11 protein-coding genes are annotated in these 13,571 nt (G+C 63.9%); 6 read left to right on the top strand and 5 right to left on the bottom strand.

Annotated elements, in window-relative coordinates:
* The first annotated feature begins 6 nt into the window (after positions 1-6).
* On the top strand, positions 7-675 hold the full coding sequence (locus GY769_13760; protein ID MCP4202984.1) for a hypothetical protein: 669 nt from the start codon (positions 7-9) through the stop codon (positions 673-675).
* On the opposite strand, the gene hydA is transcribed toward GY769_13760, so the two are convergent.
* Positions 672-2,042 carry a dihydropyrimidinase gene (hydA, locus tag GY769_13755; GenBank protein ID MCP4202983.1) on the bottom strand — a complete coding sequence of 457 codons (1,371 nt, stop codon included), beginning with the start codon at positions 2,040-2,042 and terminating at the stop codon, positions 672-674. The two genes, GY769_13760 and hydA, sit on opposite strands and share 4 nt — an antisense overlap.
* A 146-nt stretch (positions 2,043-2,188) precedes the next feature.
* Here hydA and GY769_13750 point away from each other — a divergent pair, with 146 nt between their 5' ends.
* Positions 2,189-2,791, top strand: a complete 603-nt coding sequence (locus GY769_13750; protein ID MCP4202982.1) for a nucleoside deaminase — start codon at positions 2,189-2,191, stop codon at positions 2,789-2,791.
* Here the strand turns inward: GY769_13750 and GY769_13745 are convergent.
* Positions 2,788-3,954 carry a diaminopropionate ammonia-lyase gene (locus tag GY769_13745; GenBank protein MCP4202981.1) on the bottom strand — a complete coding sequence of 389 codons (1,167 nt, stop codon included), beginning with the start codon at positions 3,952-3,954 and terminating at the stop codon, positions 2,788-2,790. The genes GY769_13750 and GY769_13745 overlap by 4 nt on opposite strands.
* A 96-nt stretch (positions 3,955-4,050) precedes the next feature.
* The gene (gene arcC, locus GY769_13740) at positions 4,051-5,013 is read right to left on the bottom strand and encodes a carbamate kinase (GenBank protein ID MCP4202980.1); all 963 of its coding nucleotides are present in this window, start codon (positions 5,011-5,013) and stop codon (positions 4,051-4,053) included.
* Positions 5,014-5,181: 168 nt separating this feature from the next.
* Between arcC and xdh the strand changes: the two genes are divergently transcribed.
* Positions 5,182-7,818 (top strand): selenium-dependent xanthine dehydrogenase, encoded by a 2,637-nt coding sequence (gene xdh / locus GY769_13735; GenBank protein MCP4202979.1) that lies wholly within the window; start codon positions 5,182-5,184, stop codon positions 7,816-7,818.
* Positions 7,819-7,887: 69 nt separating this feature from the next.
* On the opposite strand, the gene GY769_13730 is transcribed toward xdh, so the two are convergent.
* On the bottom strand, positions 7,888-8,715 hold the full coding sequence (locus GY769_13730; GenBank protein MCP4202978.1) for a hypothetical protein: 828 nt from the start codon (positions 8,713-8,715) through the stop codon (positions 7,888-7,890).
* Positions 8,716-9,067: 352 nt separating this feature from the next.
* Here GY769_13730 and GY769_13725 point away from each other — a divergent pair, with 352 nt between their 5' ends.
* Together GY769_13725 and ygeW are read left to right on the top strand one after the other, a co-directional pair.
* A complete protein-coding gene (locus GY769_13725) occupies positions 9,068-10,546 on the top strand; it encodes a pyridoxal-phosphate dependent enzyme (GenBank protein ID MCP4202977.1) in 1,479 nt (492 codons plus the stop codon).
* A 56-nt stretch (positions 10,547-10,602) separates the two neighbouring features.
* Positions 10,603-11,796, top strand: a complete 1,194-nt coding sequence (gene ygeW, locus GY769_13720) for a knotted carbamoyltransferase YgeW (protein MCP4202976.1) — start codon at positions 10,603-10,605, stop codon at positions 11,794-11,796.
* Between the two features lie 56 nt (positions 11,797-11,852).
* Here the strand turns inward: ygeW and pyrB are convergent, their stop codons facing one another.
* On the bottom strand, positions 11,853-12,806 hold the full coding sequence (pyrB, locus tag GY769_13715; protein MCP4202975.1) for an aspartate carbamoyltransferase: 954 nt from the start codon (positions 12,804-12,806) through the stop codon (positions 11,853-11,855).
* A 242-nt stretch (positions 12,807-13,048) separates the two neighbouring features.
* Between pyrB and GY769_13710 the strand changes: the two genes are divergently transcribed.
* Positions 13,049-13,571: carbamate kinase (locus GY769_13710; GenBank protein MCP4202974.1), on the top strand; the 523-nt coding region annotated here is incomplete at its 3' end.

Here is a 13,571-nt window from a genome sequence, read left to right as displayed (position 1 = left end):
GAGGATATGCAACCCACCGCCACCTTGGCCCGAGAAACGACCCCGGAGGGCAAGGAGCTCGTGCTCTACCGCCGAAACGGAGTCTACGCTCTGCGGTTGGACGGTCTCGAGTTGATGTCGAGCCGGGCTCATGGCTCGGAAGACGCCTTGGCGCGCCTGGCCTGCGAAGACCTCGGAAACCGTGCCGCTCCGCGGGTTCTCGTCGGCGGACTTGGATTCGGCTACACCCTCCGGGCAACGCTCGATCAGCTGCCCGCTCGGGCCAGTGTGGTGGTCTGTGAGTTGTTCTCCTCGCTGCTGACCTGGAACCGCGTTTTTGTGGCCGATCTGGCCAGGAGGCCTCTCGAAGATCCGCGAGTCGAGGTGCTCCATGCCGACGTCTGGGACGCCCTCGAAGTCGCCGAGCCTTACGACGCGATCCTCCTGGACGTCGACAACGGCCCCTGGGCCTTCACGCTGCGGACCAACGAGCGGCTTTATCAACGCGAGGGCCTGGCCCGCCTCGCCGCCGCTCTGAGCCAGGGTGGCAGGCTCGCGATCTGGTCCGCGGATTCCGCGCCGAGCTTCGAGCGCCGACTCCGGCGGGCCGGCTTCCGAGTCCGAACCGAGAGCGCGCGCGCCCGGGGCCGGACCGGTCCGCGGCACACGATCTTCGTGGCCGTCCGAAGCCGCTAGCCGAAGCGACGCTCGAGGAACCGGCCTTCACCGCGCCGGACTCGGAGGTCTCCGTCGCGGTAGCGCAGGCGGCCCGCGGCGACCACGCTCGAAGCCGCGCCGGTGATCTCGAAGCTCTCGAAGATGCTTCGATCACAGCGGTGGTGATGGCTTTGCGCCGAGATGATCGACGTGGCCGTGGGGTCCCAGACGACCAAATCGGCGTCGGCCCCCACCGCGATCGTGCCCTTGCGCGGATAGAGCCCGAAAAGCTGAGCGGGCCGGGTCGAAACCAGATCCACGAAACGGCGGAAATCGATCCGCCCCGTCCTTACGCCATAGGTGTACAGCAACGACAGCCGGTGCTCGATCCCCGCGGCCCCGCCCGGAATCAGGCGAAAGTCGTTTCGTCCGAGCTCTTTCTGTCCGGCCATGTTGAACGGGCAGTGGTCGGTGCCGATGGTCTCCAGCGTGCCCTCGCGCAGGGCCGACCACAGCACCTCCTGATGGCCGCGGGGACGGATCGGAGGCGCGATAACGAAGGCCGCGCTCTCGAAATCCGGCTTGTCGTAAACCGAGTCGTCGAGGAGCAGATACTGCGGGCAGGTCTCACCATAGACCGACCAGCCTCGGCGGTGGGCATCCGCAATGGCCTCGACGGATTCCCTGCAGGTTACGTGGACCACATACAGCCTGGCTCCGACCGCTCCGGCAAGGCAGGCTGCCCGCCCCGTCGCTTCGCCCTCGAGCGGCGACGGTCGAGAGAGCGCGTGATACCTGGGCTCGGTCTTGCCCTCTCGCGCAAAACGCTCCCGCAGGTGCTCGACCATCTCGCCGTGCTCGGCGTGGACGAGCATCAGGGCATCGAGATCGGCAACCGCCTGCAGAACCTCGATTACGTCTACGTCGTCGAGACCCACGGTCGCCTTGTAGGCCAGATAGACCTTGAACGAGGGCACTCCCCGAGCCACGCAACGCGCCATCTGCTCAACGGTGCCATCGCCCCACCAGGTGACCGCCATATGGAGCCCGTAGTCGACGACGGACTTCGCGGCCTCCTCGAGCCGGGATTCCAATGCCCCGAGAAAGTCCTCGCCCCGCTCCGGATGAACGAAGTCGATGATCGTCGTCGTGCCGCCCGCGATTCCGGCCGCGGTGCCGCTTTCGAAGTCGTCCGACGACACGGTTCCCGCCACCGCGAGCTCCATGTGCACATGGGGGTCGATCGCCCCTGGGAACACGTACTGGCCCGAAGCGTCGAGAACCTCTTCCCGCCCCGGCTCGAGCTCACGCCCCACCTCGACGATCTTGCCGTCCCGACAGCGTACATCGCCCGGGCCGCTGGCCTCGCTCGTCACGAGCGTGCCGTTCTTGACCAACAGTGACATGACTTCTCATTCTACGCCCCACAAACGCTGGTCGTGCCGGCGGTGCCGGCCGGACAAGTCATGACAGAATTCAATCTCGTTGGCGCCGCAGCAGACATCAAAGGAGAGCGGCCGGCGCCGAGCGCTGAACCACCAGGAGAACCGCCGTGCAGACCGACTCACCCGCGCCCTTGATTGCCCGTTTTCTCGAAGTGATCGAGAACGACATCGCCCCACTCACCCAGGCAGGCGTGCAACGAGGCGACAAAGTCTTCGGTGCGGCGGTTCTGAGCAAAGCCGACGGTGCGCTAGTCGTTGCGGGTACCAACGAGGAGACCCAGTGCCCCCTGTGGCACGGTGAGGTCGTGGCCATCCGGAGGTTTCACGAGTTGCCTTCCGGGGAACGACCGAATCCCAGGGAGTGCCTGTTTCTGAGCACCCATGAGCCGTGCTCGCTGTGCCTCTCCGCGATCACCTGGGCCGGCTTCGACAACTTCTACTATTTGTTCAGCTACGAGGATTCCCGCGACGATTTCGACATCCCGCACGATCTGCGGATCCTGGAAGAGGTCTTTGGCTGTGCCAACGGCGAATACGCGTCCGAGAACGCCTACTGGAAGAGTAACGACCTGGTTGCCATGATCGAGGCGTTCGATGGGACCGAGCGCGATGACCTTGGCGCTCATGTGCGGCAGCTGCGAGCTCGCTACTCCGAGCTGTCGCTGATCTATCAGGAATCGAAAAGCGACAACGAGATCCCCCTGGCCTAGTGCCCGTAGCGGTGTTCCTCGGGCACCGCGTTGACGCCCTCCCAGACGACACGGCGGAAGTAGTCCGGATCGGTATTCCCCTCCGAGTTGACCAGGAGAACCTGCGAGTCGGCGCCCAGACCAAGATGTCGCTTGAGCGCAGCGCCCTCCGGCGCCTCCATCGCAAACATCAGAGCCCCCAGGGTCACCGCTCCCGACTCGCCCGATATCACCGCGGGATCGCCGTCCAGGGGAACGCCGAAGACCCTCATGCCTTTGGCGGCGACGTAGTCGGGCACCGCGGCGAAGACGTCCGCGCGATCCCACAGGAGGTCCCAGGCGATCGGGCTCGGGTCTCCGCAAGCCAGGCCCGCCATAATCGTGTCCAAATCCCCCGGGAAGTGGTGAGCCCGACCGTCTCCAACCCGAGCCGACTTCAGTAGACAGGCCGCTTGGCTGGGCTCGACCACGACACAGGTCGGAGCGTCACCGCCGAGTACCCGATGGTAGAAGCCAACGCAGGAAGCTGCGAGAGCGCCGACGCCGGCCTGAATGAACACGTGACTCGGTCTGACCAGGCCCTGCGCCGCCATTTGCTCCTGTGCTTCCGAGAACAAGGTCGTATAGCCCTGCATGATCCAGATCGGTATCTCTTCGTAGCCTTCCCAAGATGTGTCCGAGATCACCTGCCAACCGTTTCGTTTGGCATCGCGGTCGATCTTTCGCACCGCGTCGTCGTAGGTACCATCGACGATCTCGACGCGGGCACCGTGGTTCTCGATGGCCTTGATCCGGGCCCGCGAGGTCTTGCTGTGAACGTAGACGACCGACCGCTGGCCGAGCTTGCTGGCCGCCCAGGCCACGCCCCGACCGTGGTTGCCGTCGGTCGCGGTGGCGAAGGTGATCTCCCCCAGTCGCTCACGGCTCTCGGCGGAGGTGAGCTCGGCGAACGTGAGGTCTCCGGTCTCGCGTGCCAGTCGCCGCGCGAGGAACTTGTAGATGGCGAACGACCCACCCAGAACCTTGAACGAGCTGAGACTGAGCCTCTCGGCCTCATCTTTGACCCAAAGGCCGCCCAAACCCAGCATCCCGGCCAGACCACTCAGGCCTTTGAGCGGGCTGTACCGGAAGCCGGGGATCTGGCGGTGGAACTCGCGAGCTGCCTCGAGCGCGCCGTCCGGCAAGATGGTGTCCAGAGAGTCCGTTCTCTCGCCCAGCGAGGGGTTGGGATTGGCGGTCCAGTCCAGCGGTTCTTCAGTCGCCAACGGCCGTCCTCCTGTTCAGCCCACGACGATCTCGGTGCCGGTTTCGCCGGCCAGCGCGCGAGTCAGATTCCCCGGGTCGGTGATCAGTCCACGCCCGCCGCAGTGCTCTACAAAATCGATCATCGCCTCGATCTTCGGGCCCATGCTTCCCGCGGCGAACTGCCCCTGCGCCTGGTACTCGCGAGCCTCGGCGAGGGTCAGCCGACTCAGCCATCGCTGATCCGGCTTGCCGAAGTTGACTGCCACCTTCTCCACCGCGGTCGTGATCAGCAGCATTTCGGCGCCGAGCTCCCGAGCCAGGAGGCTCGAGGCGTCGTCCTTGTCGATGACCGCCTCGACCCGCCGGAGCTCGCCGGTCTCGTCTTCGAAGACCGGCAGTCCCCCACCGCCGCAGGCGATCGCCACCGTACCCCCCGTCGCCAGGCTGCGGATCACTTCGAGCTCGACAATCGCCACCGACCGAGGCGACGGCACCACCCGGCGCCAGCCTCGCCCGGAATCCTCTCGGATCACCCAGCCCTGTTCGGCGGCCCGCTGACGAGCGGTCGCCTCGTCGAGATGAGGACCGATCGGCTTCGTCGGCTCGCTGAAGGCCGAGTCATTCCGGTCCACCAGCGTCTGCGTGATCAACGAGACCACCTCGCGCCCGATGCCACGGCGCCGGAACTCGTTTCTCAACGCCCGCTGGAACATGTACCCGATCGAGCCCTGGGTATTGGAGGTCGCATAGTCCATCGGAATCGGGGGCACCTCACTGATTCCGATCTCCGAGCGCCGTAAGATGAAGCCCACCTGGGGTCCGTTGCCGTGAGTGATGACCAGATTCCAGCCCTGCTCGATCATCGCGGCGATCTGGTGAGCGGTCGCGGTCGCGGTCGCCGACTGGTCGAAGATCGTCGCGTGCGCAGCATCGGCGATAAGCGAGTTGCCGCCGACTGCGACAACGGCCAGTTTCGAGGCAGTAGCTGAGGGACTCAATCTTCCATCCGATCCGGCTCGCTGACGAGAGCAGCGAGGCCGAGTCTATCCTTCGGCGGCCGAGAGTCTCCGCCCGACCCCGTCTGCTTGCCCGGCCTGAACCGCTGCGGTACCCTCAGCCAACATCCGGACGCCGCGAATCAACGCTGAGCTCGGAGAAATCGGAGCATGCTAGAGATTTCCTTCACCCTGAACGGTGAACCCCGCAAGGTGTCGATCCGGCCCGAGGAGTCCGTGCTCGAGACGCTTCGAACGCGATGCGGCGTAACTTCGCCCAAGGACGGCTGCCAACCCCAGGGCCAGTGCGGATGCTGCTTGGCGCTGGTCGACGGAGTTGCCAAGACCACCTGTGCGACCTCGGCCGCCAAGATCGAGGGCAAGGAGATCGTCACCCTCGAGGGCCTGCCGGAAGAGGAGCGCCAACTCATCGCCAGGAGCTTCGTCACCGTGGCGGGCCTTCAGTGTGGATTCTGCATCCCGGGAATCGCGCTTCGAGCCAAGAGCTTTCTGGACAAGACGCCGGACCCGACTCGGGATCAGATCGCCCGCTCGCTGGCGGGGCACCTCTGCCGGTGCACCGGCTACACCAAGATCCTCGATGCCATCGAGCTGATGGCCAGAGCAAGACGTGGCGAAGAGATCCCCGAGCCCTGCACGGACGGCCGCGTCGGCAGCTCGCTGGCCCGCTATACCGGTTCGGAGCTGACTCTCGGCGACCGTCCCTATGTCGACGACATGGAGCGACCCGGAATGCTCCACGGAGCCGTGCTTCTGTCACCGCATGCACAGGCAAGGGTATTGCGCATCGACACTTCCAGGGCCGCGGCGCACCCGGGGGTGACGGCGGTAGCGACCGCCCAGGATGTTCCCGGCGAGCGCTGGTACGGTCTGGTCTACGACGATTGGCCGGGCTTCGTCGCCGAGGGCGAGGAGGTTCGCTGCGTGGGCGATATCTTGGCCGCCGTCGCCGCGATCGACGAAGCCACCGCGCGTGAAGCCGCGGCCATGATCGAAGTGCAGTACGAAGTCCTCGAGCCGGTTCTTGATCCCGAGAAAGCGCTCGAGCAAGGCGCGCCCCGGGTCAATCCCGCGCACGCCAATTTGCTCTCGAGCACGACGGTGCGCCAGGGCGATGCGGAGAGAGCGCTGACCGAGAGCGCCCACGTCGTCCAAGGCACCTGGACGACTCAACGCATCGAGCATCTCTACCTCGAGCCCGAGGCCGCGGTCGTCGAGCCGGCCGAAGACGGCAAGCTCAGACTCTACACCCAGGGGCAGGGCATCTTCGATGACCGCCGCCAGGTGGCCCGGTTTCTGGGCATCGCGGAAGAGGATCTCTACGTCGAGCTGGTGCCCAATGGCGGCGCCTTCGGCGGCAAAGAAGACATGTCGATCCAGGCGCAAACGGCGCTTCTGGCGCGCATGACCAATCGACCGGTCAAGATTGCCCTGACCCGGGAAGAGTCGATCCGAATCCATCCCAAGCGCCACCCGGTGACCATGCACTACACCGTCGGATGCGACGAGGAGGGGCGGCTGACCGCGGTCAAGGCGCGGATGCTCGGCGACAGCGGCGCCTACGCCTCGGTGGGCTCGAAGGTGCTCGAACGGGCCGCCGGTCATGCCTGTGGCCCCTACAAGGTCGCCAATGTCGACGTAATCTCCCAGGGGGCCTACACCAACAACCCGCCCTGCGGCGCGATGCGCGGGTTCGGCGCCAACCAGGTCCACTTCGCGATGGAAGGCTGCATGGATCTGCTCGCCGAAAAGGCCGGATTGGACGGCTGGGAGATCCGTTGGCGCAACGCGGTTGCGGTCGGAGACGTCTTCTCCACCGGGCAGGTTCTGGAGAAGTCCGTTGGGATCAAGAAGACGCTCGAGGCAGTCAAGGACGCCTACTACGAAGCCAAGAACGCGGGTCGCGCCACCGGCATCGCCTGCGGCATCAAAAACAGCGGCATAGGCAACGGCGCCAAGGAGCACGGCAAGGCCGCGTTGGCAGTCGAATCCGACGGCACCGTCTCGATCTACAACGGCTTTACCGAAATGGGTCAGGGGCTTCTGACCATCGTCATCCAGTGCGCGGTCGAAGTCACCGGGCTACCGGCCTCTGTCTTCAGCTCCAGGGTCGACTCGACCTACGAGCTCGGCTGCGGCCAGACCACCGGATCCCGTGGAACGCTCCTGGCCGGCCGAGCGGTCGAGGACGCCGCCAGGAAGCTCAAAGTCGACCTCGACGCCGGCCAGAGCCTGGAAGAACTGGCCGGACGAACCTACACCGGTGAAGTCGTGATCGACGACACCACCGCGCCCGGCCAGGTCACCGACAAGGTCAAGACCCACACCGCCTTCGGCTTCGCCACCCAGGTTTGCATTCTGGACGAGGACGGCAAGCTCGACCGGTTCATCGCCGCCCACGATGTCGGCCGGGCAATCAACCCGGCGCTCTGCGAAGGCCAGATCGAGGGCTCGGTGCACATGGGCCTGGGCTACGCGCTCACCGAAGACCTCCCCTGCCCCGACGGCATGCCCGCCACCTTCAAACTGCGTGAGCTCGGCGTGATTCGCGCCCGGGAGATGCCCGAGATCGAGGTCATGCTGATAGAGGATCCCGAGCCCGAAGGCCCGTTCGGCGCCAAGGGCGTGGGAGAGATCGGCCTGGTTCCCACCGCTGGCGCGGTGGCCGGCGCGCTCGAGGCCTTCGACGGCATCCGCCGATACGTCCTGCCGATGAAAGACTCGGCGGCGGCGAAGGCCACCGGCGTTGGCCGGATTCGCAGCCTCGAGCGGGGACACAATACGTAACATCGTCGTGCCACGGTCAGGCCCGAGACGTTCGAGGCCGCACAGTCAGTCAGCCGTGTTACGACGACGTTACGTATTGTGTCCCCCGGAACTCCCCCGAACCCGCTCTTCCGCGGCGCGCAAGCCTTTGTAGACCTCCAGACAGCAGGCAACGTGGTCTCGCATTCCCCTTTCCTCGGGGAACCAGTCGAGCGGCGGGATCAACTCCAGGTCCGGCTTGATGCCCCGGCTCTCGAGGACCTCTCCGTAGAGATGTCGGTGCTTGCCCTCGAGATTGTCGAGCTCCACCTCAGCGCACTCCTTCCAGCGCAGCGTCTCGGGGACATAGTCGAGATCGAAGCGCTCCAGGACCTGCGGGAAGACCTCGCTGGGGCTGTTGCGAAAGTCCGAGGAGTCGACGATCAGATGGGGTATCCCCTCATTTCGACAGTGGGTGATCTGCGAAGCGATCAGTTCCCACCCCGTTTCCACCAAGGGGAAGAACGGACTGTCACCGACCTCCCGCTTCTTCCTGATCCTCGACGAGATGTTCAGGCGCGGGTCGCGCATCAAGAAGATGATCGGTTTCGTCGCCAATCCGGCCAAGAGAGGGAACCTCTCGCCGACCTGATACGGCATTTCTTTGATCACCAACGCCCGGCCATCGGTGTCACCACGCACGTGTTTGAGCTCAACAAGATCGATGGGCGCGTCGAGCTTTTCGACAACCTCCTGCAAGCCCTGTCCCATGTAGTAGGTGACCTCGAACGGCTCGTGGCAGTAGTACCGCACCGATGGCTGCTCCCAAAACACTCGCGAGAATGCCGTCGAGCTGCACCGCGGTGGCGAAACGATCGTGTAGATCCGGGGATGATGATCCCGTATGCGTTCGAGCCCTTTCGGAAGGCTGTTGTCCATGTCTTCTCCCACAGCACGCCACTCGCCCGATCGGACGACACTCCAAACAAGCACCGAATTGAACTGAAATTTGAAGCGGCTCGGATGATGTGGCTATCCGCTCCGACCGTATCAGAGTCGGCATTCACGGCCGGCCTCCGAGCGCCGATTGACCTTGGTCGCCCCTTAAGCTTAGTCTTTCCACGGCGGGCCCGACGACTGCCTGTCGGAGGCCCGTAGCGAGACCCAATCCGGATCCGGCTTCGGGGCCACAAGGACTGCGAACGGACGGCATCTTGGGAGGGGGGCGAGGGGTGGTGGGCTGCCGGATGGGTTCGTCATCAATCTGTTGACCGGGGGAACGCCTATGAAGATCATCGATTCCATCAACGAAGAAGTGCTCGCCAAGTCAATTGCCCGCGCTCGTGAACGCAACATTATTCTTCCCACCTTCGCCGAGCAGAAGGATCCCTCTCGAATCCCGCCCAAGATCGTGACGGGCCTCGCGGAGGTCGGCCTCTGGGACGTCAACCCGCTCAATCTGTTTCGCATCACCTGGCACAACGAGGCCAAAGAGAAGGGCAGTGGCTTCGGTGAGGGCAACTGGATCGAGTTCCCTCCCGAGCTGACCGGAGTCGACGCCACCATCGTCGGCATCGTTGGTGAGTGGTTTCCGACCGGCGCCCACAAGGTCGGCGCGGCCTACGGCTGCCTGGTGCCACGGCTGGTCTCCGGCAACTTCGACCCCACGACCCAGAAGGCGGTTTGGCCGTCGACTGGAAACTACTGCCGCGGCGGCGCCTATGACTGCGCGCTCCTCGACTGCCCCGCGATCGCCATCCTGCCGGAGGGCATGAGCCGCGAGCGATTCGAGTGGCTTCGGGAGATCGGTACCGACGAGGTCATCGCCACGCCCGGAACCGAGTCCAACGTCAAGGAGATCTACGACAAGTGCTGGGAGCTGCGCCACGAGCGCGGCGACAAGATCGTCATCTTCAACCAGTTCGAGGAGTTCGGCAACGCCATCTGGCACTACCAGATGACCGGGTCCATCATCCAGCAGATCTACGAACGGCACTACAAGACCGAAAACAGCCGTCTCGCCGCCTACAGCAGCGCCACCGGCTCGGCCGGAACCATTGCCGCCGGTGACTACCTACGCAGTCAGTATCCCTCTCTTCGCGTGACCGCAGTCGAGGCGCTCCAGTGCCCGACGCTCTATCAGTTCGGCTTCGGCGAACACCGCATTGAGGGCATCGGCGACAAGCACGTGCCCTGGATCCACAACGTCCGCAACACCGACATGGTGTGTGCCGTGGACGACGAGCAGACCATGCAGCTCCTGCGGTTGTTCAACGAAGAGGCGGGACAGAACGAGCTGGTCCGGCGCGGTGTGGATCAGACCTTGATCGACCAGCTGCAGCTGTTGGGCATCTCCAGCGCGTGCAACCTGGTCGCCAGCATCAAGACCGCCAAGTATTACGACATGGACTCGCGCGACGTGCTCTTCTGCCCGCTGACCGATGGCATGCAGCTCTACGCCTCGCGCCTCGAGGAGATGCGAGAGTGCTATGGAAGTTTCTCCTCAGAGGACGCGCTGGCTGCAGGTGCGCGCTACCTAGACGGCACGACAACCGACCACATGCGGGAGTTGACCTACTTCGACCAGAAGAGCCTGCACAACTTCAAATACTTCACCTGGGTGGAGCAGCAGGGGCGCACGTCGGAGGAGCTCAACCGGCTCTGGGATGATGATTTCTGGAAAGAGACCTTTGCACAGGAGCAGGTGGACGAGTGGGACCGGCTGATCGGACGATTCAACGACGCCACAGGTCTCACGAAGGCCCTCTAGCCGCCCCCCACTGACAACTCCACACGACACTACACAACACCGAGGGAGAAAGACGAATGCCGGAGCCCATGCGATCGCTCATTGAAGAGCTCAAGATGCTACGCACCAATCTCAGCAGCCACGACTTCCTGCTTAGCTGGGAACAGTCTGAAGCTGACCTGAGAGCGGTGCTGCTGACCGCGGAAATCTTCGAGCAATTCTACCGCGCCGGCATCGACGCTCGGGTCTTCCGCGGTGGCCTCGCGGTTTCGATCTTCAGAGACAAATCGACTCGCACGCGTTTTTCCTTTGCCAGCGCCGCTACTCTGCTTGGCTTGTCGCTCATGGACTTCGATGAGACCAAGACGCAGGTGGCGCATGGCGAGACGGTACGCGAAACCGCCAACATGATCTCCTTCCTCACCGAGGCCATAGGAGTTCGCGACGACATGTTCATCGGCGAAGGCCACGAGTACATGGTCGAGGTATCCGAGGCGGTCAAACAGGGCTTCGAGGAAGGCGTGCTGCCGCAGAAACCCTCGATCATCAACCTGCAGTGCGATCGCGACCATCCGACTCAGTCCATGGCCGATCTGATGCATTTGAGAAAGACCTTTGGATCCTTGAAGGCCCTCCGAGGAAAGAAAATCGCCATGAGCTGGGCCTATTCCCCCTCGTACGGCAAGCCGCTGTCGGTGCCGCAGGGGATTGTCGGCCTGCTCACGCGCTTCGGCATGAACGTCAGCCTGGCTCACCCCGAGGGCTATGGCCTGATGCCGGAAATAGCCCCAATCGCCAGGCGGCAGGCCAGCGAGTCGGGGGGCTCGTTCGAGATCGTCCACAGCATAGAGGAAGCGTTCGCCGACGCCGACATCGTCTATCCCAAGAGCTGGGCGCCGTACGAGGTCATGCAGCAGCGAACCGAGTACCTGCGCGCCGGCCAGAGCCAGAAGCTCGAAACGCTCGAAGGCGAATGCCTGGAGATGAACGCCAAGCACAAGGACTGGGAGTGCACCGAGGACATGATGGCGAAGACCCGCGACGGCAAAGCTCTCTACATGCATTGTCTTCCCGCGGATATCACGGGCGTGAGCTGCGAGGAAGGTGAAGTCGCCGCCAGTGTCTTCGACCGCTACCGCACCGCCACCTACTACGAGGCCGAGCACAAACCGTACGTCATGGCCGCAATGATCCTGCTCAATCGTTTCGAGCACCCCGACAGGGTGCTGTACAAGCTGCTCAACCGCGAGCTACCGCGGCGCCGCGGCTAGGCGACACCGGACGCCTCCAGTCGGGAGGCGACACGAAGGAAAGGTGTCCCCGAGGGCTACTCTTTGGCGCCGAGGACGAGGGCCAGAAGCGCCATGCGCATGACCACGCCGTAGAAGGCCTCCTGCCAATACCTCGACCAGTGCGTGATATCGACGTCGGAGGGAATCTCGTCCATGCGCGGCAGCGAGTGCAACAGAATGGCGTCGGACTTGCCCTTGGTTGCCAGCAGTTCACGGGTGATCTTGAAGTTCTCCGGAGTCAGCCCCACGTCACCGTCGCGTTCGTCACGCGATTTGGTGTAGTCCGGCTGAACGACCGGCTCGACCAGAATGACGTCCGCCTCGGCGATGCCCTGGTCGACGTGATCGGCTTCGGTGAAGTTGAGGTTGTATCCCTCCAACTCGTGCGTGAACTCCGGAGTAAACGCCAACTCGTGGGGGCACACGAAGGTGATGGGGCAGTCGAACTGGCTCAGGCCGTAGGCGAGGGAATGCATGGTGCGCATGCGCATGTCGCCGACCGCCAGCCAGCGGAGTCCGTCGATGCGGCCCTTCTCTCGTAGCACCGTGTAGAGATCGGTCAGAATCTGGGTCGGGTGCTCGCCCCATCCATCACCACCGTTGATGACCGGGATCGAAGCCCATTTCGCGGCCTCCTGCGGCGCTCCCTGTTGGTAGTGCCGCATGACGATGACGTCGCCATAGAACTCGAGCATCTTGACCGTGTCTTTGATCGACTCCTGGTAGAAATCGCCTGCGCGGGTCATCTTGTCGTCCGCGAAGCCGGTCACCTGTCCGCCGAGTCGGATCATGGCGGCTTCATGCGCCAAACGAGTCCGCGTCGATGGCTGGTAGAAGGCGGTGACGAGAGTCTTGTGTTTCAGGAGGTCGACATTGCGCCGGTTGCGAGCAATAGGCTCCAACTCTTGGGCGACCTCGAAGATACGGAAGAAATCTTGGCGCTCGAAACCCTTGAGCGAGAGAATGTCCCGGCCATTGAAACTGCGCATCGTGGTCTCCTTCTTCGAAGAATAATCCTGAGCAGATCCTAGTCTCATACGAGCAACCGCCGCACCCCCTTTTCGGGCGGGTCCGCTCCCCCATCGACGGTCCGGCTCCGCTGCGGGCGGCGGGACTCGGTCCGGGGGCCTGGCTACGACCCAGATTCCTTCTGTATGATCCTGCTTCCTTCTTCGCGACCGCCGAGGGCCGAGTCCCGGCTCGGTGGTGCGATCAAGGCGAAAGGTATCGAATGCGAGAACTCGTGGTCATCGCCATTGGCGGCAACTCCCTGATCAGGGACTCGCAGCACATGACGGTCTTCGATCAGTACCGAGCTTGCGGCGAGACCAGCAGACACATCGCCGGCATCGTCGAAAAGGGCTACCGGGTCATCATCACCCACGGCAACGGGCCCCAGGTAGGGTTCATCCTGTTGCGCTCCGAGATGGCCAGGGAAGCGATCCACGAAGTGCCCCTCGACACCTGCGGCGCCGACACCCAGGGCGCCATCGGCTACCAGATCGCGCAGACCCTGGATAACGAACTGAAGCGCCACGGCATCGACAAGACGGTCGCAGCCGTGGTGACGCAGGCGGTCGTCGACCGGAATGACCCCGGGTTTCAGAACCCATCCAAGCCGATTGGTCCCTTCTACCCCAACGAGTCGGCCCGGGAGCACCAGGCGAACGAAGGCTGGATCATGAGGGAAGACGCGAACCGAGGCTGGAGACGTGTGGTGCCGTCACCGCGGCCGCTCGAGATCGTCGAGGAGG

Source organism: bacterium, assembly GCA_024224155.1.
Classification (GTDB): Bacteria; Acidobacteriota; Thermoanaerobaculia; order Multivoradales; family JAHEKO01; genus CALZIK01.
The sequence above is the reverse complement of the archived record's forward strand: the minus strand, read 5'-3'. Positions and strand labels throughout refer to the sequence as shown.